The organism is Streptomyces sp. NPDC127119, assembly GCF_042677425.1.
In the GTDB taxonomy this organism is placed as follows: domain Bacteria; phylum Actinomycetota; class Actinomycetes; order Streptomycetales; family Streptomycetaceae; genus Streptomyces.
In genome coordinates, this window is sequence record NZ_JBHXTO010000144.1 from 1 (window position 1) to 24,082 (window position 24,082).

Here is a 24,082-nt window from a genome sequence, read left to right on the forward strand (position 1 = left end):
CATGTGGTCACTCTTTCTGACCTGGGGGGCGTCCCTCGGGGGTGCGGGGGGGGCGGCCCTGGTGTGCTGGGCGCCCGCCCCCCCCCCGGGGGGGGGGGGGGGGCCGGTGCACGTCACGTCCGCCCGTCGCGCTCCTGCGCTTCCCCGAGCGCCGCCGACGCGGCGGCCCAGCGGGCCCGTACGACGGTGAATCCGGCGCGTTCGGCGTCCTCGCACACCAGCTCGTCGTCGTCCACGAGCACCCTGATCTCGCGGTTGCGGGCCAGTTCGTGGAGGATCTGCAGCTTGGTGCGCCGGGCGGGCCTGCGGTCGTCGTTGCGCCGCATCCGGACACGGCCCTCGGGCAGGCCCTGGGCGGCGATCCAGGCCAGCGTGTCCTTGCGGCAGCGCTCGGGCCGCCCGGTCAGATAGAGGACCTCGCACTCCTCGGCGTGCTCCAGGGCCAGTGCCACGCCCTCGGCCAGCGGTGGATCGTGCGGCGCCGCGGCGAAGAAGGCGTCCCAGTTCCGCGGCTTCTGCTCCAGGAACCGCTGCCGGTGCGCGGTGTCGGCGAGCGTGCCGTCGAGGTCGAAGACGGCGAGGGGCGTGCTGTTGTTCGTCACAGCGGCCACCCTAGAACGCCGCTTCGGCCGCCCCGGGCACCGCGTCGGTCACCTCGGGACACCGCTCCCCTCCGCTCAGGACGCGGTCGCGTCCCGCCACAGGGTCCACGCGAGTCCGAAGCCGGCGAGGGCGATCGCGATGCGCAGCGGCGCCTCGGGCAGTCGCCGTACGACCGCGGGTCCCATCCAGGCGCCCGCGAAGCAGCCCACGCCGAGTGTGAGGGCCGCGCTCCAGTCGACCGGGGCGAGGAAGGCGTAGGCGACGGCCGCGGTGACGTTGGCGGCGCCGGTGGCGATGTTCTTGACCGCGTTGGTCACGGGCAGCGGTTCCGTCGCGGACAGGGAGAGCACGGCGAGCATCAGGACGCCCGCCGCCGCGCCGAAGTAGCCGCCGTACAGACCGACCAGCAGTACGGCACAGGCCAGGGGGAGCCCGGGTAGGGACGAGGCCGGGCCGGCGCTGAGGCGCGCGGTCAGCCGCCGCAGGGGCTCACGGATCAGGATCAGTACCGAGCCGAGGGCCACGAGCCACGGGACGACCAGCTCGAACGTCGACGAGGGTGTGCCGAGGAGCAGGGCCGCGCCGATCGCCCCGCCCAGTGCCGCCGCGAGGCCCAGCCGGATCAGCCGGGCGCGCTGGCCGCGCAGTTCGACCCGGGCGCCCACCGCGCTTCCGACGGTGTTGGAGAAGAGCGCCACGGTGTTGGTGACATTGGCCGCCACGGGCGGCAGGCCGGCGGCGAGGAGCGCGGGGTAGCTGAACAGCGAGGCCAGACCGGCGATGGAACCGGCGAGCCCGGAGGCGACACCGGCGGCAAGGAGCAGCAGGACGCGTCCGGGGTCGGCTCCGGCGATGAGCGCTTGCACGTGACCCTCTTGTCTCCACGGGTGCGGTGGCGTCCTGGCCCGCCACACACTGTCGTTCCACCCTATAGACACCATCCACATATGCAGACAGCGGGGCACGGCTGAGCCCGCCCGGGGGTCTCCCGGGGCCCGCTCCTCAGGTGTCAGACGCCGAGCGGCCCGGCCGATGCGAGCGGCACACCCGGCGGCATGTTGTACGGCGTGACCACCTGGATCGCCGACGGCAGGAAGGGGCCTTCGTCGGGAAGCGCCTTGTGCGCGCGCATGATCGTCTGGCAGGCGCGCCGCATGTCCTGGCGCAGGTCGTGGTGGAGCACGGCGGACAGCCGGCCTTCGCGCAGGAAGCCGGTGTTGTCGTGATCCAGGTCGTGGGCGATGAACACCGCGCACTCCCGGCCGAGGAGGCCGAACGCGTCGAGGGTCGCCGCGTTGCCGCCGCCGGCCGAGTAGACGGCGATGACGTCCTCGTCCCGCTCGAGGGCGTCCAGGACGAGGTCCCGCTGGGTGGCGTCAAGGCCGTCGCTGTCGGTGACCTCCACCAGGGACCTTCCGGGCTGCGCGCTCCGCATCGCGCTGCGGAAACCCATCTCCCGTTCCTCCTCGCCGCGGAAGGAGCCCCGGCTGATCGTGGCGAGCACGTTGCCCGGCCGGTCGCCGAGCCACTGGCCGATGAGATAGGCGGCGGTGGCGCCCGCCGCCCGGTTGTCGATCCCCACGTACGCCATGCGCGCGCTGCTGGGCAGATCGCTCACCAGCGTGACGACGGGGATGCCCGCCGCGACCAGCCGGCTGACGGCGGCCACGATCTCCGGCAGGTCCGGCGCCTTGAGGATCACGCCCTGCGAGCCACGCTTGGCGATCTTGTCCAGGGTCACGACCAGGTCCGAGGCGGGGCAGGTCTCCCGGAAGTGGAAGCGCGACCGGACCACGGCGGGGTGCAGGGACGGCAGTTCGGCCTCCAGGGCGTCCCGTACGGCGGTGGAGAACCGTTCCGGCGTCTGCATCACGATGTCGATCATGAAAGTGCGGCCGCCGATGCGCACCTGGGTCCGCTGCCGGTCCAGGTCCTTGATGGCCTGGCGCACCTCCATGACGGTGCTCTCCCGTACGCCGCCGCGGTCGTTGAGGACGCGGTCGACCGTGGCCTCGCTCAGACCGGCCTGACGGGCGATCTCCCTGATCGGATATGGATGGCGCACGACGGCCCCCGCTGCAAATGACGGACTTTTGATGGGTCTCTGCGGATTGTATGACGGCCTTTCGTTCACAAGACTGACAGTGGCGCCGCCGGAGCCGCAGCCTGAGAAGCCTGAGCCGAAGGAGAACAACGCACTCATGGGACTTCTTGAGGACAAGGTCGTCCTCGTCAACGGCGGCAGCCAGGGAGTGGGCGCGGGGATCGTCCGCGCGGCCCTGCGCGAGGGCGCGACCGTCGTCTTCACCGGACGCCGGGCCGAGGTCGGCGAGAAACTCGCCGCGGACACCGGCGCCCGTTTCGTACGCGCCGACCTGGCGGACGCGGCGCAGGCGCGCGACAGCGTGGTCCGGACCGTGGACACGTACGGGCGTATCGACTGCCTGGTCAACGCGGCGGGGCTCACGTCACGCGGTTCGCTCCTGGACACCACGCCGGAGCTGTTCGACGCGCACATGGCGATCAATCTGCGGGCGCCGTTCTTCGCGATGCAGGCCGCGGTCACGGACATGACGGCCCGCAAGGCGCCCGGCACGGTCGTGAACATCATCTCGAACTGCGCGCACGGCGGCCCGCCGCATCTGGCGCCGTACTCCACGGCGAAGGCCGGTCTCGCGGGGCTCACCCGCAACGCGGCCCACGCGCACCGCTGGGACCGGATCCGGATCAACGGCCTGAACATCGGCTGGACGGACACCGAGGGCGAGGACGCCACCCAGCGCGCCTTCCACGACGCGGGCGACGACTGGCGGGAGAAGGCCGCGGCGGCCCTGCCGATGGGCAAGCTCGGACAGGTCGACGAGATCGCCGACTTCGTCGTCCTCCTGCTCTCCGATCGCAGCGGTGTGGTGACCGGCTCGGTCATCGACTGGGACCAGACCGTCTTCGGCGGGCTCGACTGAACCGCCCTCTGGGCTGAACCTCCGGGTTGAACCTCTGGGCTGAACCATTGGGTTGAAGGAGCAAGATTCGCATGCGTATTGGCATCATGGGGCTGGGCCGGATCGGCGCGTTCCACGCGGAGACCCTGGCCGGACTCGAAGCGGTCGACTCGCTCGTGGTCACCGACCCGGTCGCCGCGGCGGCCTCGTCGGCCGCCGAGCGGTTCGGGGCCACGGCCGTGGACTCCCCCGACGCGGTGTTCGCCGCCGGGGTCGACGGAGTCGTGATCGCCGCCGCGACCGACGCCCACCCCGAACTCCTCCTCGCCGCCGTCAAGGCGGGCATCCCGGTCTTCTGCGAGAAGCCCGTGGCCCGCGGTGTCGAGGAGAGCCTCGAAGTGCTGCGCGCGGTGGAGGCCGGCGGGGTCGAGGTGCACATCGGCTACAACCGGCGCTTCGACGCGGGCTGTGTCGCCGCGCGCCAGGCCGTGGTGAGCGGTGAACTCGGTCTGCTGCACACCGTGCGGTCCACCACCCTGGACCCCGCGCCGCCGCCCGCCGCGTACGTGGCCGTCTCCGGCGGCATCTTCCGCGACTGCAGCGTGCACGACTTCGACATCGTGCGCTGGGTCACCGGCCGCGAGGTCGTCGAGGTGTACGCGACCGGCGGCAACCGGGGCGCGGACTTCATCGCGGCGGCGGGCGACGCCGACACCGCCTCCGCGCTGCTCACCTTCGACGACGGCACGATCGGTGTCATCTCCAACTCCCGTCACAACGCCCGCGGTTACGATGTCCGCCTGGAGGTGCACGGCATGCTGGACAGCATCGCCGTGGGCCTGGAGGACAAGCTGCCGCTGCGGTCCGTCGAGCCGGGCGCCACCTTCCCCGCCGGGCCCCCGCACCACTTCTTCATGGACCGCTTCGCCGCCGCCTACCGCGCCGAACTCACCGCGTTCACCGAGGTCGTGGCGGGTGCCCGGCCCTCCCCCTGCACCGTGGCCGACGCGCTCGAAGCGAGCTGGATCGCCGAGGCCTGCACGCTGTCGCTGCGCGAGCACCGGCCCGTACGACTGGAAGAGGTGCGCACCGCATGACGGAGGAACCCCTGCGGATCGGGGTGCTGGGCGCGGCCCGTATCGCCGAGCTGTCGATCGCGGGACCCGCCCGGGTGACCGGCCACCGTCTCGTGGCGGTGGCCGCCCGCGACCGGTCCCGCGCCGAGGCCTTCGCCGCCGAGCACGACGTCGAACGGGTCCTGGACTCGTACGCCGACGTCGTCTCCGACCCGGCGGTCGAGGTCGTCTACAACCCCCTCGCCAACGGCCTGCACGCGCCCTGGAACCTCGCCGCGCTCGCCGCGGGCAAGCATGTGCTCACCGAGAAACCCTCCGCGAGCAACACCGAGGAGGCCGCCGAGGTCCGGGACGCCGTCGCGAAGGCCGGCACGGTCTTCATGGAGGGCTTCCACTATCTGTTCCACCCGGTCACCCGGCGTCTGCACGAGCTGCTGGAGAGCGGGGAGCTGGGCGAGCTGCGGCATGTGGAGACCACGATGGTCATGCCGGCGCCGCCGGACACGGACCCGCGCTGGTCGCTGCCCCTCGCGGGCGGCGCCCTGATGGACCTGGGCTGCTACAGCCTGCACGCCCAGCGGGTGCTCGCGCCCTGGGCGGGCGGCGTCCCGCGGCTCGTCGCGGCGCGCGGCGGCGAACGGCCGGGCGCGCCCGGGGTCGACGAATGGCTGGACGCGGAGCTGGAGTTCCCGGGCGGCGCCACCGGTACGGCCCGCTGCCACATGGCGCACGACGGGTGGGAGATGAGCTGCCGGATCGTGGGCTCGCACGGTGAGGCGACGGCGGTGAACTTCGTCCAGCCGCATCTGGACGACCGGGTCCGGGTCCGTACGGCCTCGGGCGAGCGCGTCGAGATGCTCGGCCGCCGGTCCTCGTACACCTATCAGCTCGAAGCGTTCGCGGCGCATCTGCGCAGGGGTGTGCCGCTGCGGCTGGACGCCGATGACGCGCTCGCCACGATGCGCCTCATCGACGACTGCTACCGGAGTGCGGGACTGCCGATCAGGCCGCGGACGGCTCTTCCGTCCACGCCCTGAGCGGTCCTGCCTCTTCTCTTCCTGGCTGCTTCAACGGCTGCTTCAGCGCATCACTGTCGTGCGTCGCGGAGCACCGAGCGCAGGAATTCCGCGCTGCTCCACACGTCGTCCACGGGCCCCTTGCCGGCGGGCTCGTCGGTGAGGATGGTGTCCTGCTCCAGGACGTACCAGCCGTCGTAGCCGCGTGCCCCGAGATGGCTCACGATGGCCCGGACGTCCACGTCACCGGCGCCGAGCGGCCGGTACATGCCGTCCCGGACGGCGTCCGTGTAGCTGAGACGGCCCGACCTGACCTTGGCGGCGAGGGCGGCGTCCACGTCCTTCATATGGGTGTGGGCGATCCGCTCGGGGGCCTGCCGGGTCAGCTCGGCGGGGTCGGTACCGCCGATGAGCAGGTGGCCCGTGTCGAGGCAGAGCGAGATCGCGGACTGCTCCAGCACCCGCTGGACCTCCTCGCCGTTCTCGACCATCGTGCCGACGTGCGGGTGCAGTACCGCCTGTACGCCCCGTTCGGCGGCCAGCGCGGTCAGGCGGTCCAGGTTGGACAGCAGCAGCTTCCAGCCGTCGGCGTCCAGCTCGGGCCTGGAGTCGTACCCCTCCTGCCCCGTGACGGCCGACAGGACCAGGACGTCGGCCCCGGACGCGGCATAGCTCTCCAGGAGCGTGTCGACCTCGGGCAGCGGATCATGCCCGGGTACGTGCAGCAGCAGCGGGGTGAAGCCGCCGACCGCCTGGAGGTCGTGGTGGGCGAGGACCTGCGCCATGGCCGCAGGCTCGCCGGGCAGAAAGCCCTCGGGCCCGAACTCGGTGGCGGCGAGGCCGACCTCGCGCATCTCCTTCAGCACGCGCTCGGGCGTCAACTGGTAACCCCAGTCGGGTACTTCGCACACGCCCCACGAGATGGGCGCACCGGCGATCCGCGGTGATCGAGTGTCCATGGCGCAACGTTAAGTGCATCCCGGCCCAAAAATGAAGGGGTCGATCCCTCAGCGGGGCCTCGTCGTGTCCATCTTTTTCCCGTCATTCGCCACCCTGCCGAAACCCACCTGGAAGAAATCGGCGGAACGACTGTTGAGACAGACGAGGGGGCACAGCCCTTCCACCCCGTTCCTTCCAGCGGAGAGGCCGACGCAGAAGCCATGTCGCACCAGCAGGATCACCGGACCCGCTTCTCCGTCCTCGACCGCTCGCGCACCCGGGAGGGCCACGGCGCCCCCGAGGCGCTGCGCGACACCGTCCGGCTGGCGCGGGAGCTGGAGGGGCTCGGCTACCACCGGATCTGGGTCTCGGAGCACCACGGCGTACCGGGCGTCGCCGGTTCCGCGCCGACCGTCCTGGCCGCCGCGGTCGCCGCCGCGACCCGCTCGATCCGGGTGGGCACGGGCGGGGTGATGCTGCCCAATCACCAGCCATTGGTGGTGGCGGAACAGTTCGGCGTCCTGGAATCCCTCTTCCCCGGCCGTATCGACATGGGTCTGGGCCGGTCCGTGGGGTTCACGGACGGCGTACGCAGGGCGCTGGGCCGGGACAAGGACGTGGCCGACGACTTCGCGGCGCAGCTCGACGAGCTGCTGGGGTGGTTCCGCGGCACGTCCCCGACCGGGGTGCGCGCACGCCCCGCCGAGGGTCTGACCGTGCCGCCGTTCGTGCTGGCCATGGGCGAGGGCGCGACGATCGCCGCACGGGCCGGGCTGCCCATGGTGATCGGCGACCTCAGGAACCGCGAGAAGATGCGCCGCGGCATCGACCACTACCGCGAGACGTTCCGGCCCTCCGTGTGGGCCGCGGAGCCGTACGTCGTCATCTCGGGCACGGTCGCGGTCGCGGGGACGCCGGAGGAGGCACGGCGGCTGCTGCTGCCGGAGGCGTGGTCGATGGCGTACTCACGCACGCACGGTACGTTTCCGCCGTTGCCGTCCGCCGAGCGGGTCGAGTCGCTGACGCCGGCGATGACGGAGAAGGAACGGGGCTTCCACGAGGCCGGGCTCTCCGGTCAGATCGCCGGGACCGAGGAGCAGGTCGCCCATGAGCTGTCGACGGTGATCAAGGAGACCTCGGCGGACGAGGTGCTGGTCACGACCAGTACGTACGACCGGGAGGGGCTGGTGGACTCGTTCCGGCGGCTGGCGCGGGTTGTGGGGCTGCGGCCCGTGTGAGTGTCGCATTGGGGCGGCCTGGGCTGTGGGGTGTCTGCGGGCCGTCCGTGGCTGGTCGCGCAGTTCCCCGCGCCCCTTACGGGCGCGCCCTGCCGCACCGTGCATCATCGGTACTGCCCCGCTCGCCGTACCTGCCGTCGCGGGTACGGGGTCGGCCGGTTCTCCTTCAACGTCCCTGGCGGGCGGTGCGAGACCTGTCAGGGCGAGGGGTTCGTCAGCGTCGAGCTGCTCTTCCTGCCGAGCACCTACGCCCCGTGCCCGGACTGCGGCGGGGCCCGCTACAACCCCGAGACGCTCGAAGTGACCCACCGGGACAAGAACATCGCGCAGGTGCTGGACCTGACGGTCGAGGCCGCCGCCGGCTTCTTCGCGGACACCCCGGCCGTGGCCCGCAGCCTCGCCACGCTCCTCGACGTCGGCCTCGGCTATCTGCGGCTCGGCCAGCCCGCGACCGAGCTGTCCGGCGGTGAGGCACAGCGCATCAAGCTGGCGAGCGAACTCCAGCGCGTACGCCGGGGCCATACGCTCTATCTCCTCGACGAGCCGACGACAGGTCTGCACCCGGCCGATGTCGAGGTGCTGATGCGGCAGTTGCACGGTCTGGTCGACGGCGGGCACAGCGTCGTGGTCGTGGAGCACGACATGGCGGTGGTGGCGGGCGCCGACTGGGTGATCGACCTGGGCCCCGGCGGCGGCGACGCGGGCGGACGGATCGTGGCGGCGGGACCTCCGGCGGAGGTCGCGCGGGCGGCGGGGAGCGCGACGGCCCCGTACCTCGCGCGTGCGCTGCCCGGGAGCGGCCCGCTGGAGCCGGACAGCTCTCAGTCCCAATAAGCCTGGCGCAGCGTGGACTTGGCCAGCTTGCCCGTGGGCGTACGCGGCAGCGCGTCCGTGAAGTCCACGCTGCGGGGCGCCTTGTAGTGCGCGACGCGGTCGCGGACGAAGTCGAGGAGTTCGCGGGCGAGCCGCGGTCCGGGGGTCGCGTCGGGGGCCGGCTGGACGACGGCCTTGACCGCCTCGCCCATCTCCGGGTCCGGTACGCCGACGACCGCCACGTCGGCGACCTGGGGGTGCAGGGTGAGGCAGTCCTCGATCTCCTGCGGGTAGATGTTCACGCCGCCGGAGATGATGGTGAACGCCCGGCGGTCGGTGAGGAAGAGATAGCCGTCCTCGTCGACGTGCCCGATGTCCCCGGTGGTCGTCCAGTTCGGGTGTTCGGGGTGCTGTGCCTGCCGGGTGCGGGCCTCGTCGTTGTGGTAGCGGAACGGGAGTTCGTCGCGCTCGAAGTACACGGTCCCGGTCTCGCCGACGGGCAGCACCTTGCCGTCGTCGTCGCAGATCCGCAGCTCGCCGAGGAATCCGCCGCGGCCCACCGTTCCGGGCTTGCGCAGCCACTCCTCGGGGCCGACGAAGGTGATCCCGTTGGCCTCGGTCGCCGAGTAGTACTCGTACAGGACGGGCCCCCACCAGTCCATCATCCGGCGTTTGACCTCGACGGGGCAGGGCGCGGCGGCGTGGACGGCGACCCTCGTCGACGACACGTCGTACGCGGCGCGCACCTCGTCCGGCAGCTTCAGCATCCGTACGAACATGGTGGGCACCCACTGGCTGTGCGTGACGCGGTGGCGTTCGATCGCCGCCAACGCGTCGCGCGGGTCGAAGGAGTCGAGGGAGTTCATCAGGACGACCGTGCCGCCGGTCGCGGTCACGACGAAGCTGAAGCGCAGGGGCGCCGCGTGGTAGAGCGGGGCCGGGCAGAGGTAGACGGTGTCCTCGCCGAAGCCGTACATGGGCTGGAAGAGCAGTTGGTACATGCTCATCTCCTCGCGGACGTCCCCCTCGGGGAGCGTCGGCGCGATGCCTTTGGGCAGGCCCGTGGTGCCGGAGGAGTAGAGCATGTCGACGCCTCGCGGCTGATGGGCCGGTGGTTCGGGTGAGGCGCCGGCGAGGGCGCGCTCGTACGAGCCGTCGTCGAAGTTCAGATGCAGTGCGGTGTCCGGCGCCAACTCGCGCACAGCGCGCCCGAGTTCGGTGAGGGGTGCCGAGACGATGAGCGCCCTCGCCCCGCAGTCGCGGACGATGTAGGCGGCCTCTTCGGCGGTCAGGTGGTGGTTGACCACGGTCAGGTAGAAGCCGGAGCGCAGTGCCGCCCAGTAGACCTCCAGGACGCGCGGGTCGTTGTCGGCGAGGAGCGCCAGATGGTCGCCGACGCGCAGTCCGGCGGACCGCAGATGGTCGGCGAGCCGCAGGGAGCGGTCCTCCAGCCGGCCGTAGGTGAGGGTACGGCCGCCGTCGGCGGTGACGACGGCCGTCCTGGCGGGGTCGTACGCTCCGGGATACATGCGGGGACGGTACCCCGGTCAGGTGACGGACCGTCAGAGGTGTGCGTGCGCTTCCGTGTTCACGCGAGCGCGGGTGAGCGGATGCGCGGCGCGGACGGAGTGGACGGCGACCGTTTCGGCGGCCCGGGCGAGGGTCCGCCGGTCGGGGGCGGAGCCCGGCGGGAGCAGCGGCCCGACCTGCACCTCGGCCACGAGGTCGCGGGCCGACACGACCCGCCACACGGAGGTGAGCAGGGAGTCGCTGCCGACGAACGCGGGTGCGGTGCTGACCGCGCCCCCGTCGTGCCGGTACTTGAGGCGCACCGGCTGGACGGCCGCGTCCGCGTCGAGGGCGGCCTGGAACGCGGCCCGGCGGAACCGGCCCTGGGCCCGGCCGCACCAGGTGCTCCCCTCGGGGAAGACCACGACCGCCCCGCCGTCACGCAGGGACTGCGCGATCCGCCCGACCGTCTCGGGCAGCGCGCGCAGCCGGTCGCGTTCGATGAACAGCGCGCCGCTGCTCGCGGTGAGCGCCCCGGCCACGGGCCACCGCCGGATCTCCGCCTTGGCGAGCATCCGGGCGGGCCGGACGGCCGCGAGCAGCGGGATGTCGAGCCAGGAGATGTGGTTGGCCACCAGCAGCAGGCCCCCGGTGGGCGGGGCCGCGCCGGTGGTCCGCAGCTCCACACCCGCGGCGCCCACGATCGTCCGGCACCACCGTCTGATGAGCCGGTCGCGCAGGCCCGCCGGGATACGCGCGACGACCGGGATCAGCGTGATCCCGGTGGCGACCACGACGAGCAGCGAGACCAGCCGCAGCACGGCACGCGGCACGGCGGCGACCGCCCGTACGGACTCCACGCAGGCCCCCGGGGTGCACGGGGCGCTGGGCAGCCAGGCGCTCGCCTGAGGGGTGGCAGGACGCGCCCCGGACGGGCGCGCCCTTGTGGGGCGGGAGGCGACCTGCGAACCGCCGCGGCGCGGGCTGGGCACCTTTCCCGTACCCGGACGCGGCGCGCCCGGGAAAGGCGGCCCGCCCGGGCCGGCGTGGGCCGCCGCGCCCCGGCGGGGACGCAGGAGCACGCCCATGCGGGACGCGCTCATCACGCGGGCACGAGGGAGAGGAAGTGCCGCAGATAGCGCGGGTTGACCCGGCGCATCGACAGCAGCACGTACAGGTCGGCGACGCCGAAGTCCGGGTCGTGGGCCGGCTCGGCACAGACCCAGGCACCGAGCCGCAGATAGCCGCGCAGGAGCGGGGGAAGTTCGGCGCGGCCCGCCCGGGCGACGCCCTCGGAGTTCCAGGGCAGCAGGGGCCGTACGCGGTACTCCTCGGGGGCCAGGTGCTTGTCCCGCACCCGGTCCCAGGTGCCCGCGGCGAGAGTGCCGCCGTCGGCGAGCGGGATGGAGCAGCAGCCCGCCAGCCATTCGTGGCCGCCGTCGATCATGTAGCGGGCGATACCGGCCCAGATCAGACCGATGACGGCGCCGTCGCGGTGGTCGGGGTGGACGCAGGAGCGGCCGACCTCGACGAGGCCGGGGCGGATCGCGGCGAGGGGGCCGAGGTCGAACTCGCTCTCCGAGTAGAGCCGCCCGGCGACGGCGGCGCGCTCGGGCGGCAGCAGCCGGTAGGTGCCGACGACCTGGCCGGTCGTGGTGTCGCGCACGAGCAGGTGGTCGCAGTACGCGTCGAAGGCGTCGACGTCCAGGCCCGGCTGCGAGGTGGCCAGCAGGGCGCCCATCTCGCCGGCGAAGACGTCGTGGCGCAGTCGCTGTGCGTCCCGGACGTCGGACTCGTCGCGGGCGAGGGTGACGGTGTAGCGGGTGGGTGCCGTCGACAGTGGGGGGCTGTCGAGCGTGGAAACGCCGGTCATGGCTCTCTCCTGGTCACAGGCCGGATGCGGCGGAGCGGCGCGACGGACCGTGCTGCACAGGTCCGTGCGCTCCTGTTCTTCCGACCCCGGCTGACCGCCGAGTAACCCACGGAGAGAGCGCGAGTGTGAGCTTGCTGAATCCCAGGGGTGGCGCTCCGCTTGGGCCACGGGAAACGGCGAGACCCTTTGCCTTCAGGGGCACGGGGAACGGCGCAAACCTTTGCCTTTGGGGGCGCGAGGAACGGCGCAGTCTTTCGTCTCCAGGCCCACGGAGAACAACCCGGCCCCTCACCCTCAGGGGCGCGGGGAACGGCGCAATCCTTTGCCTTTGGGGGCGCGGGGAACGGCGCAGTCTTTCGTCTTCAGGGGCGCGGGGAACTGCGCGACCAGCCCCCACGCACCCGCACCCGACACACACCCGAAGCCAGTTCACAAAGGGCCGGCCAGCCCTACCGCTTCGCGGCCTTCCGGCCGGCCCGAAGCCATTCCTTGTTCATCCCGGTGATGGAGAACAAGGGAATCCCCTTGGGACAGGCAGTCGCACACTCCCCCACGAGCGTGCACCCCCCGAACCCTTCCTCGTCCATCTGCGCGACCATGTCCAGCACCCGCGTCTCCCGCTCAGGAGCCCCCTGAGGCAGCACGTTCAGATGATTCACCTTCGCCGAGGTGAACAGCATCGCGGCCCCGTTGGGGCAGGCGGCCACACACGCCCCGCACCCGATGCACTCGGCGTGCTCGAACGCGAAGTCCGCGTCGGGCTTCGGCACCGGCGTGGCATGCGCCTCCGGCGCCGCCCCGGTCGGCACGCTGACGTACCCGCCGGCCTGGATGATCCGGTCGAACGCGGACCGGTCGACCACGAGGTCCTTGACGACGGGGAACGCGGAGGCCCGCCACGGCTCGATGTCGATCGTGTCCCCGTCCTGGAAGGACCGCATGTGCAGCTGACAGGTCGTGGTGCGTTCGGGCCCGTGCGCGTCACCGTTGATGACCAGCGAGCAGGCGCCGCAGATGCCCTCACGGCAGTCGTGGTCGAAGGCGACGGGATCGTCACCGGCGAGGATGAGTTCCTCGTTGAGGGTGTCGAGCATCTCCAGGAAGGACATGTCGGCCGAGATGCCGTCCACGTCGTAGGTGGACATCGCTCCGTCGGCGTCGGCGTTCTGTTGCCGCCAGACGCGCAGGGTGAGCTTCATGCGTAGCTCCGCTGGGTGGGGTGGACGTACTCGAAGACGAGGTCTTCCTTGTGCAGGACGGGCGCCCCGCCGGTGTCGGTGAACTCCCAGGCGGCCGCGTAGGAGAACTCCTCGTCGCGGCGGGCCGCCTCACCGTCGGGGGTCTGGGACTCCTCGCGGAAGTGCCCGCCGCAGGACTCCTCGCGGTGCAGCGCGTCCAGGCACATCAGCTCGGCCAGTTCCAGGTAGTCGACGATCCGGTTGGCCTTCTCCAGCGACTGGTTGAACTCCTCGCCCGTGCCGGGCACCTTGATCCGCCGCCAGAACTCCTCCCGGATCTGCGGGATGCGCTCCAAGGCCTTGCGCAGCCCCGATTCCGTACGGGCCATGCCGCAGAACTCCCACATCAGTTCGCCGAGTTCGCGGTGGAAGGAGTCGGGGGTGCGGTCGCCGTCCACGGCGAGCAGCAGCCGCAGCCGGTCCTCGGTGTCGGCCAGCACCTCCTGGACGACCGGGTGTTCGTCGTCGACCGTCTCGTGGTGCGGGTTGCGGGCGAGGTAGTCGTTGATGGTCGACGGCAGGACGAAGTAGCCGTCGGCGAGGCCCTGCATGAGCGCGGACGCGCCGAGCCGGTTCGCCCCGTGGTCGGAGAAGTTGGCCTCGCCGATCGCGAACAGGCCCGGCACGGTGGTCTGCAGGTCGTAGTCGACCCACAGGCCGCCCATCGTGTAGTGCACGGCCGGATAGATCCGCATCGGCACGCTGTACGGGTCCTCGGCGGTGATCCGCGCGTACATGTCGAAGAGGTTGCCGTACTTGGCCTCCACGGCCTTGCGGCCCATCCGCGCGACGGCGTCGGCGAAGTCGAGGTAGACGCCCTGCCCGCCGGGCCCGACCCCGCGCCCCTCGTCGCACACGTTCTTCGCGGCCCGCGAGGCGATGTCCCGCGGTACGAGGTTGCCGAACGCCGGATAGATGCGCTCCAGGTAGTAGTCCCGCTCGTCCTCCGGGATCCGGTCCGCCGGACGGTCGTCCCCCTTGGCCTTGGGCACCCAGATCCGCCCGTCGTTGCGCAGCGACTCACTCATCAGCGTCAGCTTCGACTGATGCTCACCGGTGCGCGGGATGCATGTGGGATGGATCTGCGTGAAACACGGGTTGGCGAAGTACGCGCCCCGCCGGTGCGCCCGCCAGATCGCGGTGGCGTTGGAGTTCATGGCGTTGGTCGACAGGTAGAAGACGTTGCCGTACCCGCCGCTCGCCAGCACGACGGCGTCCGCGTAGTAGGTGTCGATCTTCCCGGTGATCAGATCGCGGGCCACGATCCCCCGCGCCCGCCCGTCCACGACGATCACGTCGAGCATCTCGGTGCGGGCGTGCATCTCCACCGTGCCGGCCGCGATCTGCCTGCTGAGGGCCTGGTAGGCGCCGAGCAGGAGCTGCTGGCCTGTCTGCCCGCGGGCGTAGAACGTCCGGGACACCTGCACCCCGCCGAACGACCGGGTGTCCAGCAGACCGCCGTACTCCCGCGCGAACGGCACGCCCTGCGCGACGCACTGGTCGATGATCTCCACGGAGATCTGCGCGAGGCGGTGCACGTTCGACTCGCGTGCGCGGAAGTCGCCGCCCTTGACGGTGTCGTAGAACAGGCGGTGCACCGAGTCGCCGTCGTTGCGGTAGTTCTTCGCGGCGTTGATCCCGCCCTGCGCGGCGATCGAGTGGGCCCGGCGCGGGGAGTCCTGATAGCAGAACTGCACGACGTGGTAGCCCTGTTCGGCGAGCGTGGCCCCGGCGGCGCCGCCCGCGAGTCCCGTACCGACCACGATCACGGTGTGCTTGCGGCGGTTGGCGGGGTTGACCAGTTTGGCCTCGAAGCGGCGGGTGTCCCAGCGCTCGTTCACCGGCCCCTGGGGGGCCTTGGCGTCGACGACCGGTTCCCCGGTCGCGTACTCGGCGAAGGTGCCGTGTCCGGCGAACTCGGTGGTTCCGGCGAATTCAGCAGTCATGTCAGCTCACCACTCCGGTCATCACGCCCACGGGTACGGCGACGAAGCCAGCCGTGAGGACCACGGCGAGCACGTTGGCGACGGTCTTGAAGGCCCGGTCGCGGGCGCGGCTGCCCACACCGAGGGTCTGTGCGGCGCTCCAGAAGCCGTGCTGGACGTGCAGGCCGAGGGCGAGCACCGCGACGATGTAGATGACGTTGCCGTACCAGGTGGAGAAGGTGTCGATCACGTTCTGGTACGGGTGACCGTGCTCGAAGCCGTTCGCATGGACGGTACCGGTGGTCAGGTCCAGGATGTGCCAGACGATGAACAGGCCGAGGATGATCCCGCCCCAGCGCATGGTCCGCGTGGCGTAACTCGCGCGGCGCTTCTTGTGCACGTACTTGGTGGGGCGTGCCCCGATGTCGCGGCGGCTGAGCTGGTACGCGGACACGGCGTGCGCGACGACGGCGACGACTAGGACCACGCGGACGATCCACAGGGCCCACTCGTAGTGGAGGAAGGGTTCGCCCAGGGTGCGCAGCCAGTGGGCGTAGTGGTCGAACTCGCCCTCGCCGAAGAAGATCTTGAGGTTGCCCAGCATGTGGACGGCCAGGTACCCCAGCATGATCAGGCCGCTGACGGCCATCACGGTCTTCTTGCCGACGGAGGAGTCCCAGATGGTGCGCGTCATGGACGGTTTTCGTTCCGTCCGCGTTGCCAGAGCCATGTGATCGACGCTACGGCCGAGGGGGTCGATCGGTCCAAGACATGGTATGGCTCGTTTCCATAGGCGATGCCTATCACCGTCGTACGATGGGGTCATGCAGTTCCAGCAGCTCCAGTACTTCGTGGCGGTCGCCGAGACCCGGCATTTCACCCGGGCCGCCGATGTCGTCCACGTGGCCCAGCCGTCGCTCTCCCAGCAGATCAAGGCGCTGGAACGGGAGTTGGGGGCCGACCTCTTCCTCCGGGCGCGGGGGAACATCACGCTCACGGACGCCGGGGAGGCGCTGTTGCCGCTGGCGCGGCGCATCCTGGCGGACGCGGAGACGGCCCGGCACGAGGTGCAGGAACTGGCTCAGCTGCGCAGCGGGCGGGTACGGCTGGGCGCGACGCCGAGCCTGTGCACGGGGCTGCTGCCGGATGTACTGCGCGCCTTCCACGACCGCTACCCCGGGATCAGGCTGCTGATCGAGGAGGGCGGCTCGCACGACCTCGTACGGGAGCTGGCGCGCGGGGCGCTCGACCTGGCCCTCGTCGTCCTGCCGCTGCCTACGCCGTCGCCCGCGCTGACCACGGTGGAGGTGCTGCGGGAGGACCTCGTGGTGGTGTCCTCACCGGAGGCGCCGGCACCGGGGGGCGGGCGGCGTACCGTCGGTGTCCCCGACCTGGAGGGAGAACGGCTGGTGATGTTCCGGCACGGGTACGACCTGCGGGAGCTGACCGTCGCCGCGTGCCGCTCCGCGGGGTTCGAGCCGGACTTCGCGGTGGAGGGCGGGGAGATGGACGCGGTGCTGGGGTTCGTGCGGGCGGGGTTGGGGGTGGCTGTGGTGCCGCGGATGGTGGCGGTGCGGTCGGGGGCGGGGTTGCGGGTGACGCCGCTGGCCCGGCCCGGGCTCGCCCGGACCATCGCGCTGGCCCACCGCAGTGACGTGGCGCCACCGCGGGCCGCGCGCGAACTGCAACGCATGCTGCTGGAAAGGTGACCGGCCCTCCACTGACCCGCCTTTGCCGGGCGCGGGCCCACTGTCACCCGCTGCGCAGTTCCCCGCGCCCCTTCGGGGGCCAGGGTGCGCTCTGACCTGCGGGTGCGTCATGGTTGCTCGCGCCGTTCCCCGCGCCCCTAAAGGGGCACCAGGGCCCCGAAGGGGCGCGAGGAACTGCGCGGCCGGACACAACCCACCCGCAGACCCAAACAGGCCGCCACCCCATCCCCCTCAGGGGCGCGGGGAACTGCGCGGCCAGCCCTCACGCATCCGCAGGTCAGAGACAGGCCGTCGCCCCCGCTCCCCCAGGGGCGCGGGGAACGGCGCGGGCAACCACCACTCACCCGCAAGGCCCGCGCAGCAATGCGCCCGCTCAGCCCGTCGCGTCCACCAGTGCCAAGTCGTGCAGGCGGTCCGGTGGGCCGGGGCGGGCGTAGTACCAGCCCTGCGCCGTGTCACAGCCCAGCAGACGGAGCTGCTCCGCCTGCGCCCCCGTCTCCACCCCCTCCACCGTGACCGCGAGGTCCAGGCTGTGGGCCAGCGAGACGATCCCCTCGACGATCTTGAGGTCGACCGGATCGGCGGGAAACTGCTGCATGCCCTGCGTGAAGGACCGGTCGAGCTTCAGGATGCTCACCGGCAGCCGCCGCAGATTGGCCAGGTTCGAGTACCCCGTACCGAAGTCGTCCAGCGCGATGTCGACACCCATCTCGGCCAGTCGACGCAGCGGCTTCAACAGGTCGTCGTCCGCCCCGATCAGCGCCGACTCGGTGACCTCCAGGCAGAGCGAGTTCGGTTCGAGACCCACCCGCTCCAGGATGTCCACCGTGTCGGAGACGAGCCCGGGGTGGGTCAGCTGGCAAGGGGAGAGATTTACGTTGATCCGCAGCGGGCCCGCGTCGGAGTGACGTTCCTGCCACTCACGCGCCTGGCGGACCGACTGCTCCAGGACCCAGCGCCCCAGCGGGACGATCAGGCCCGTGTGCTCGGCGAGCGGGATGAACCGGTCCGGGCCGAGCACGCCGTGCTGCGGATGCAGCCACCGCACCAGGGCCTCGGCGCCGTGCACACTGCCGTCGCCGAGATGCACGAGCGGCTGGTACTCGATGAAGAACTCGCCCCGGTCCAGCGCAGCGGGCAGCGCCGTGGTGAGCCCGTGCCGGGTGATCGCGCGGGCGTCCGCCTCGGCGTCGGCCAGCTCGTAGCGGTTGCCGCCCGCCGACTTGGCCCGGTACATCGTGATGTCGGCGCTGCGCAGCACCTCCGCGGGGCCGCGCTCGCCCGCCGGGCCCTCGACGATGCCGATGCTCCCGCGGACGGTGAGTTCGCGGCCGTCGATGCGCACCGGGGTGACCAGCGCGTTCATGATGCGGTCGGCGAGCGCGTCGACCTCGCTCTCGGTGTCGGGTCCGGTGGTCAGCGCCACGAACTCGTCGCCGCCGAGCCGGGCCACCATCTCGCCGGGCGCGGTCGCGCAGGACTGCAGCCGGTCGGCGACCTCGACGAGCAGCCGGTCGCCCGCCGCGTGCCCGAGGCTGTCGTTGATGGTCTTGAAGCCGTCGAGGTCGAGGTAGCAGAGCCCGAACCGCTGGCCGTCGCCCGCCGCGAGCGCCTTGTCGAGCCGCTCGAAGAACAGCGTGCGGTTGGGCAGCCCGGTGAGCGCGTCGTGCGTGGCCTCGTACCGCAGCCGGAGGTTGAGCAGCCTGCGCTCGGTGGTGTCCTCCATGAGGGCGAGCTGGTACTGCGGCCTGCCGTCCGGGTCGCGCAGCAGCGAGACGGTGAGGTTGGTCCACAGAACCGTTCCGTCGGGCCGGTAGAAGGCCTTCTCGACGTGGTAGTGCTCGCGGTCGCCGCGCACCAGTTCCTCGTAGAGCCGCCAGACCTGGGCGCCGTCCTCGGGGTGGGTCCACTCGGTGACGTTCCGCCCGCGCATCAGCTGCTCGGTCCCGCCGAACATACGCAGCAGGGCGTTGTTCACCTGCAGGATGTTGCCGTCGAGGTCCGCGACGCCGATGCCTATGGCCGCGCCCTCGAAGACGGCGCGGAAGCGTGCCTCGGTCGCGTGCAGCGCGTCCGCGACGATTCCCTGGGCCTGGAGCGCGGCGCGTGCGATGGTCTCCTGCTCGGCCAGTGTCCGCTCCCGCAGCGCCCGGGCGAACCCGGCCGCCATGGCGTGCTGCAGCCGCGCGGAGCGGGCGCGCAGGGCGTCCTGCGCTCCGTCGCCGCCGCAGTAGAGCACCAGGTAGGCGTCGACGCAGTCGAGTGTGGCGCTGAGTGCTTCGGGCTCCGTGCAGTGCGCCCCGATGAGCGCGGCGCCGACGGCCTGCCCCTCGGCCGCCTCGAACGTCCTGGCCCGCAGCGCCTCACTGAGCCGCCTGGCGAGCGGCACGAGGCGCTGCTCGAACTCCGGGCGGGTCAGCGACGTGGCGGTCACCGGGAAGACGGCCCGGCTCCAGATCGTCGCGAACCTGCGCAGTCTGTCCTCCGGCCCGTCCGGCTCCGCGGTCACGCCGTGCGCCCCACGCCCGCGAAACCCGAGTAGGAATAAGGATCCTCGTCCTCGGACGCCGGGTCGGGCCGCCAGTTCGGCATCGGCACCAGTCCGGGTTCCACCATGTCGTACCCCTCGAAGAACCGCGCGATGTCCTCGCGCGAGCGCATGATCAGCGGGTTTCGGATGTCCTTGTAGACGTCGACGGCGCCCCCGGCCCGCTCCGGTGGGAGCGGGATCCCCTCGTACGAGGCATGGGTGACGACGAGCAGACTGCCGGGCGCGAGGGCGTCCCTCAGCTCGGCCACGGCATCGTACGGGTCGTCCTCGTCCTCCACGAAGTGCAGTATGGCAACGAGAAGCAGCGCCACTGGCTGATTCAGGTCTATCAGACGCTGCAGACGCGGACTCGCCAGGATCTCCCGGGGCTTGCGGAGGTCCGCGGTGACGACGTCCGCGTTCTCGTTGCCGGCCAGGACGGACTCGCTGTGCGCGACGGCCACCGGGTCGTGGTCCACGTAGACGACACGGGCGCCCGGGCGGGCGCTCTGGGCCACCTCGTGGACGTTGCCGAAGGTGGGGATGCCCGAGCCGATGTCGAGGAACTGGTCGATGCCCTCGGCGGCCGCGAAGCGCACCGCGCGGCGCAGGAACGCCCGGTTCGCCTGCATGACCTTGGGGAGCCCCGGCATGAACTCCATGGCCCTGCGCGCGGCTTCCCTGTCGACCTCGAAGTTGTGCGATCCGCCCAGGTAGTAGTCGTAGATGCGGCTCACACTGGGCACCGAGATGTCGATGCCGCGTGGGGCCCAGGAGGGACGCTCCATCTATGTCTCCAAGGCGTAGACGATCCGGTGTTCGAGCTGAGGCTACTGATCGCCCGCCAATGGAGCGAGTGGAAACGGAAATTGACCGTCCGTTCAACGCCACTGCCTCGGGCACGTGCCGAATGGAAGGCCCAGCGAAATCGCCCCGAAGCATTCCAAACGGATCCGACGGAACTGCGCAGAGTCACGAGCGGAACCGGGACGAGCCGTGCCGTGACGCGTCCGGATGTGAAAAAGCCGTTTCGCTCCCTCCGCGCGATGCGGAGGGAGCGAAACGGGGATTGTGCGTACTTGTTCCGATGTGGCTACTTCGGCTTGCCGAGCGGCTTGCCCTCGGGGGAGATGGCGTACCAGGTGCCGCCGACGCCCTGCCCGTTGGTGTCGCCGGGCTTCTTGTCACCCGCGAAGGTGTAGAGCGGCCAGCAGTCGATGCTCTGCTGCTTGAGGCCGTCCGGACGGTTGTTGATGACGTAGCCGCGCTTGCCGTCGTTCTTGTTGTCGATGCCCTTGGTGTCGGCGGCGTCCACCGGCTCGACGACCGGCCACTTCTCCAGGCACGCGCCGATGCAGTTCGACTTCATCGGCCACGGGACGTCCTTCTCGAACCGGTAGACCGTCATGCCGTTCTTGTCGATGACGACCTCGCCGAGCTCCGGGTCGTTGCGGGTCGACAGACCGGGCAGGTCGGCGGCCTCCGCCGTGCCGCCCCCGGCGCCGGCGGACGCCTTCTTGCCCGTGGGGGCCGAGGCGTACCAAGTGCCGCCCACGCCCTGGCCCTTGACGTCACCGGCCTTGGTGTCCTTCGCGAACCGGTACTGCGGCCAGCCGTCGATGGTCAGCTGCTTCGTACCGTCGGAACGGGTGACCTCGCCCAGCAGAGCCTTGTCGATACCCACCGGGGCCGCCGCACCCGAGGACGGGACCGGGGGCCAGGCCGTGGCGCAGTCGCCGTCACAGGTCGACTTCGGCGGCTCCGCCGTGTCCTTGTCGAAGCGGTACAGCGTCATGCCCGCGCTGTCCGTGACCACTTCACCGAGCTTGTCGGTGTCCGACACGGCAAGCTGGCCGGCGCTCTGGGCGACCGCGCCCTGGCCGTCAGCGGCGGCGGCGCCCGTCTCGGTCGTCGCTCCCGCCGAACCGTAGCCGCCCGCCGCGGGCGCCGCGCCCACGTTCTGGCTGCCGGTCGCATCGCTCGCCTTTTCCTGACCGCACGCCGTCGTCAGCACCAGCACTGCCGCAGCTGACGCTACGAGTGAGGCGCTCCGCCAGGAGGTCTTCATTGGTAACTCCCGCTGTTTGCATAGGTGTTGCGGCACTGCTCAGCACCGCGTATGGCCCTAGGTACGGGCGGGGGTGCGGTGAGTGTTCAAAGTGAGCACACATTTCTTTCTGGTAACGCCCGGGAGCCCTGCTCAGGGAGGGGTCGGGGAGGCTCGGGGAGACGTCAGGAAGGGGGCGCCGGGAAAGCGGCGGGGAAGGGTGCGGGGAAGGCACCCGGGAATCCTGGCGTCCGGCGCGCGGCTCCGGGGCCGGCCCAGGTCCAGGAACGCTCGCGGCGCCGTTCGGCAACGGTCTGAGGCCCCCTTGTCCCTCCTTCGGGGCAATTACACCGCCAGTCCCCCATATGTGGGTGCACGGGGGCCGATGATCGCGATCGTGCCTGGACCAAAAAGAACCAAGCGGCCGCTCCGACTCGCTCTCGGCATACGGCTACTGGCGCTGCTCACCCTGACCTGGGTCGCGGGCGGCGCGCCGGCCCCCGCGACCGCCGACGCGTGCGCGTACGCCTCCTCGGGCCCCGGCGGAGTCTCGGCGGTGTCGGTCGCGGGCACCTGCCCGACCCCCACCCCGACTCCGCCTCCGCCCCCGCCTTCCCCCTCGCCCTCGACCCCGTGTCCGACGACCCCTCCGCCCAGTCCGCCGCCGAAACCGTCTCCCTCACCGAAACCGCCGCCCAAGCCTGCCCCCACCCCGACACCCCCGCCGAAGCCCGAGCCGACGCCCCCGCCACGACCCGCGCCCGCCGCCCCGGTCGTCGTACCGCCCGCCCCCGTGACGCCACGGCCGACCCCCGCCACGCCACGCCCGACACCTCCCTCGCCACGCCCGGCACCGCCCCCCGGCGCGCGGCCCGGTCCGTCGCCGACCCCGGTGAGCTATCCGCCGTACCGCGTCAGGGCGCGCAAGGCCCCGCCCCGCGGCGGCCCCTCCCTCGTGTCGCTCACCCTGCTCATCACCGCGCCCGCCGTGCTCGCCGCCGCCGCGCTGCGCCCGCGCTGACCCGGCGCCCGCACTGACCCCTGGAGGAATCCTTGTCGGAATGGCTTGTTCTCGCCCTCGCGATGGCCGCCGCGGCCGTCGTCGTCCTCGTCGTCACCTTCGTACGGCACCGCACCGTCTCCGAGGACGACGATCCGTCCGACACCCCGGACGTCATCGAGTACATGACGATGATGATCGGCGTGGTGTACGCCATCGTGCTCGGCCTCGCCATCGCCGGAGTCTGGGAGGCGCGGGGCGTCGCCGAGGACCACGTACAGACGGAGGCGCAGGCGCTGCACGAGATCAACGAGCGGGTACGCGTCTATCCGCCGGACGTCCGCGACCGCATCCGCGCGGACGTCGACGCCTATGTCGATCACGTCGTGTCCACCGAGTGGAAGACCATGGCCGACCACGGCCATGTCACCGGGCGGGGGGCGGAACTGCTGAACCGGATCCGCCAGGACGTCACCGACTACGAGCCGAAGACGGACTTCGAGGCCCAGGCCTACCAGCCGCTCCTCGATCAGGTGACCGCGGCGGACGCCGCGCGCACCGCCCGCGCCGACTCGACGGCGCCGACCATGCCCGGCGTCGTGTGGTTCGGTCTGATCACCGGGGCCGTGGTGACGGTGGGGCTGATCTTCGCCCTGCAGATCCGCCGCACCCCGCGCGAGGTGATCCTGGCGGGCCTGTTCGCCGCGCTGATCGCCTTCCTGCTCTTCCTGATCTGGGACTTCGACGCGCCCTACAGCCGCGGGATCACGGCGACCGCCGACCCGTTCCTGACGCACTTCCCGGACGCCGGGAAGTGACCTCGCCCGGGGGGCGGGCGCCACGCCGCGCCCGTCCCCCGGGCGGAGGTGCCGATTACCCGGTTCGGCCCACACGATTGCCCCATTCGCGCGACTGCGATCGCGCCCGCGCCCGCACCTTCCTAGCGTTTCGGTCATCGAGGTGCATGTACGGCGCAGCGGAAACGGTCCGCGGGCTGCTCCTCGGGGACCCGGAGGACTCACCATGCGCGCGATACGCGTCGCCTCGGCCGCACTGCTGGGCATGACCGCACTGACCCTCGCCATGCCCGTCGCCGTCGCCGAGGGCGACGGGGAGCACGAGCCGGAGCGCAACGTCACCTCGTTCGGCTTCAACGTCTCGCCGTCGACGATCGCCGCGGGCGGTCGCGTCTCGCTGTCGGTCAACGGCTGCAAGAAGGAGACGAAGGTCAGTTCCGGTGTCTTCGACACGGTGACGATCCGCAAGGGCCAGTCGAACGCCTCGGCCACCGTCGACTGGGACGCCAGGCCGGGCGCGGTCTACGAGGTGACGTTCCAGTGCGGGCACGAATCCGGCCATACGGACCTCACCATCGCCGGTGGCCGCCCGGACGACCCGACACATCCCCCCACCCACCACGGCGTCAAGGCGGGGGTCGGCGGTACCGCGGGCGGTTTCGACCTCGGTCAGATCGGCCTCGGGACGGCGCTCATCGCCGGCTCGGTCGGCGCGGCGTACCACTGGTCGCGCAGGCGCACCGGCGACCAGGGCGGCTGACGGACCGTACGGCCCGCCGACGCACCGGACGGCCCTTCGCCCCGGGACCTTTGAGGGTGCGGGGGGA

The 24,082-nt window shown here is 71.5% G+C and carries 21 protein-coding genes and 1 pseudogene; 9 read left to right on the plus strand and 13 right to left on the minus strand.

All coding sequences use genetic code 11. The features are described 5' to 3' along the window. Window positions 1-113: 113 nt before the first annotated feature. The 3 genes from ACFVH5_RS36830 to ACFVH5_RS36840 all read right to left on the minus strand — a co-directional run bounded on the left by ACFVH5_RS36830 (window position 114) and on the right by ACFVH5_RS36840 (window position 2,668). Window positions 114-602 (minus strand): hypothetical protein, encoded by a 489-nt coding sequence (locus ACFVH5_RS36830; protein ID WP_385838047.1) that lies wholly within the window; start codon window positions 600-602, stop codon window positions 114-116. A gap of 75 nt (window positions 603-677) precedes the next feature. Beyond that, a complete protein-coding gene (locus tag ACFVH5_RS36835; protein ID WP_385838048.1) occupies window positions 678-1,469 on the minus strand; it encodes a sulfite exporter TauE/SafE family protein in 792 nt (263 codons plus the stop codon). 143 nt (window positions 1,470-1,612) lie between these two features. After that, complete coding sequence (locus tag ACFVH5_RS36840; RefSeq protein ID WP_385838049.1) at window positions 1,613-2,668, minus strand: LacI family DNA-binding transcriptional regulator; 1,056 nt, start codon at window positions 2,666-2,668, stop codon at window positions 1,613-1,615. Between the two features lie 136 nt (window positions 2,669-2,804). Between ACFVH5_RS36840 and ACFVH5_RS36845 the strand changes: the two genes are divergently transcribed. The 3 genes from ACFVH5_RS36845 to ACFVH5_RS36855 all read left to right on the plus strand — a co-directional run bounded on the left by ACFVH5_RS36845 (window position 2,805) and on the right by ACFVH5_RS36855 (window position 5,658). Then, window positions 2,805-3,566 (plus strand): SDR family oxidoreductase, encoded by a 762-nt coding sequence (locus tag ACFVH5_RS36845; protein ID WP_384805674.1) that lies wholly within the window; start codon window positions 2,805-2,807, stop codon window positions 3,564-3,566. Window positions 3,567-3,637: 71 nt separating this feature from the next. Beyond that, window positions 3,638-4,642, plus strand: a complete 1,005-nt coding sequence (locus ACFVH5_RS36850; RefSeq protein WP_385838050.1) for a Gfo/Idh/MocA family oxidoreductase — start codon at window positions 3,638-3,640, stop codon at window positions 4,640-4,642. Continuing rightward, window positions 4,639-5,658 (plus strand): Gfo/Idh/MocA family protein, encoded by a 1,020-nt coding sequence (locus tag ACFVH5_RS36855; RefSeq protein WP_385838052.1) that lies wholly within the window; start codon window positions 4,639-4,641, stop codon window positions 5,656-5,658. The genes ACFVH5_RS36850 and ACFVH5_RS36855 overlap by 4 nt, the downstream gene beginning before the upstream one ends. A gap of 50 nt (window positions 5,659-5,708) precedes the next feature. Here the strand turns inward: ACFVH5_RS36855 and ACFVH5_RS36860 are convergent, their stop codons facing one another. Beyond that, complete coding sequence (locus tag ACFVH5_RS36860; RefSeq protein WP_385838053.1) at window positions 5,709-6,596, minus strand: sugar phosphate isomerase/epimerase family protein; 888 nt, start codon at window positions 6,594-6,596, stop codon at window positions 5,709-5,711. Between the two features lie 201 nt (window positions 6,597-6,797). Here ACFVH5_RS36860 and ACFVH5_RS36865 point away from each other — a divergent pair, with 201 nt between their 5' ends. Together ACFVH5_RS36865 and ACFVH5_RS36870 are read left to right on the plus strand one after the other, a co-directional pair. Next, a complete protein-coding gene (locus ACFVH5_RS36865; RefSeq protein ID WP_385838054.1) occupies window positions 6,798-7,814 on the plus strand; it encodes an LLM class flavin-dependent oxidoreductase in 1,017 nt (338 codons plus the stop codon). A 138-nt stretch (window positions 7,815-7,952) separates the two neighbouring features. Further along, window positions 7,953-8,648, plus strand: a pseudogene (locus ACFVH5_RS36870) (ABC transporter); the annotation flags it as partial. Here ACFVH5_RS36870 and ACFVH5_RS36875 read toward each other — a convergent pair. The 6 genes from ACFVH5_RS36875 to ACFVH5_RS36900 all read right to left on the minus strand — a co-directional run bounded on the left by ACFVH5_RS36875 (window position 8,636) and on the right by ACFVH5_RS36900 (window position 15,902). Next, complete coding sequence (locus tag ACFVH5_RS36875; RefSeq protein ID WP_385838055.1) at window positions 8,636-10,156, minus strand: acyl-CoA synthetase; 1,521 nt, start codon at window positions 10,154-10,156, stop codon at window positions 8,636-8,638. The pseudogene ACFVH5_RS36870 and the gene ACFVH5_RS36875 sit on opposite strands and share 13 nt — an antisense overlap. Window positions 10,157-10,189: 33 nt before the next feature. Further along, on the minus strand, window positions 10,190-10,996 hold the full coding sequence (locus tag ACFVH5_RS36880) for a lysophospholipid acyltransferase family protein (RefSeq protein ID WP_385838056.1): 807 nt from the start codon (window positions 10,994-10,996) through the stop codon (window positions 10,190-10,192). A 242-nt stretch (window positions 10,997-11,238) separates the two neighbouring features. Next, window positions 11,239-12,009, minus strand: a complete 771-nt coding sequence (locus ACFVH5_RS36885; RefSeq protein WP_385838058.1) for a GNAT family N-acetyltransferase — start codon at window positions 12,007-12,009, stop codon at window positions 11,239-11,241. 449 nt (window positions 12,010-12,458) lie between these two features. Next, window positions 12,459-13,208, minus strand: a complete 750-nt coding sequence (locus ACFVH5_RS36890) for a succinate dehydrogenase/fumarate reductase iron-sulfur subunit (protein ID WP_384805656.1) — start codon at window positions 13,206-13,208, stop codon at window positions 12,459-12,461. Next, window positions 13,205-15,193: a fumarate reductase/succinate dehydrogenase flavoprotein subunit gene (locus ACFVH5_RS36895; protein WP_385838059.1), complete on the minus strand. Its 1,989-nt coding sequence runs from the start codon at window positions 15,191-15,193 to the stop codon at window positions 13,205-13,207. The genes ACFVH5_RS36890 and ACFVH5_RS36895 overlap by 4 nt, the downstream gene beginning before the upstream one ends. Window position 15,194: 1 nt before the next feature. Continuing rightward, entirely contained in the window at window positions 15,195-15,902 is a 708-nt protein-coding gene (locus ACFVH5_RS36900; protein WP_385838060.1) for a succinate dehydrogenase, read from the minus strand. 94 nt (window positions 15,903-15,996) lie between these two features. Between ACFVH5_RS36900 and ACFVH5_RS36905 the strand changes: the two genes are divergently transcribed. Next, window positions 15,997-16,881 (plus strand): LysR family transcriptional regulator, encoded by an 885-nt coding sequence (locus tag ACFVH5_RS36905; protein ID WP_385838061.1) that lies wholly within the window; start codon window positions 15,997-15,999, stop codon window positions 16,879-16,881. Window positions 16,882-17,254: 373 nt separating this feature from the next. On the opposite strand, the gene ACFVH5_RS36910 is transcribed toward ACFVH5_RS36905, so the two are convergent. From ACFVH5_RS36910 to ACFVH5_RS36920, 3 genes are all read right to left on the minus strand, one after another. After that, complete coding sequence (locus ACFVH5_RS36910) at window positions 17,255-19,390, minus strand: bifunctional diguanylate cyclase/phosphodiesterase (protein ID WP_210887051.1); 2,136 nt, start codon at window positions 19,388-19,390, stop codon at window positions 17,255-17,257. Beyond that, window positions 19,387-20,199, minus strand: a complete 813-nt coding sequence (locus ACFVH5_RS36915) for an SAM-dependent methyltransferase (protein ID WP_385838062.1) — start codon at window positions 20,197-20,199, stop codon at window positions 19,387-19,389. The genes ACFVH5_RS36910 and ACFVH5_RS36915 overlap by 4 nt, the downstream gene beginning before the upstream one ends. 305 nt (window positions 20,200-20,504) lie before the next feature. After that, window positions 20,505-21,479: an SCO0930 family lipoprotein gene (locus ACFVH5_RS36920; protein ID WP_384805646.1), complete on the minus strand. Its 975-nt coding sequence runs from the start codon at window positions 21,477-21,479 to the stop codon at window positions 20,505-20,507. Window positions 21,480-22,350: 871 nt separating this feature from the next. On the opposite strand from ACFVH5_RS36920, the gene ACFVH5_RS36925 reads away from it, so the two are divergent. From ACFVH5_RS36925 to ACFVH5_RS36935, 3 genes are all read left to right on the plus strand, one after another. Then, window positions 22,351-22,479, plus strand: a complete 129-nt coding sequence (locus ACFVH5_RS36925; RefSeq protein ID WP_267030316.1) for a hypothetical protein — start codon at window positions 22,351-22,353, stop codon at window positions 22,477-22,479. Between the two features lie 32 nt (window positions 22,480-22,511). Next, entirely contained in the window at window positions 22,512-23,276 is a 765-nt protein-coding gene (locus ACFVH5_RS36930; protein WP_385838063.1) for a hypothetical protein, read from the plus strand. A gap of 205 nt (window positions 23,277-23,481) precedes the next feature. Beyond that, window positions 23,482-24,015, plus strand: coding sequence for a hypothetical protein (locus ACFVH5_RS36935; RefSeq protein ID WP_385838064.1), 534 nt, complete (start codon window positions 23,482-23,484; stop codon window positions 24,013-24,015). Window positions 24,016-24,082: the final 67 nt, after the last annotated feature.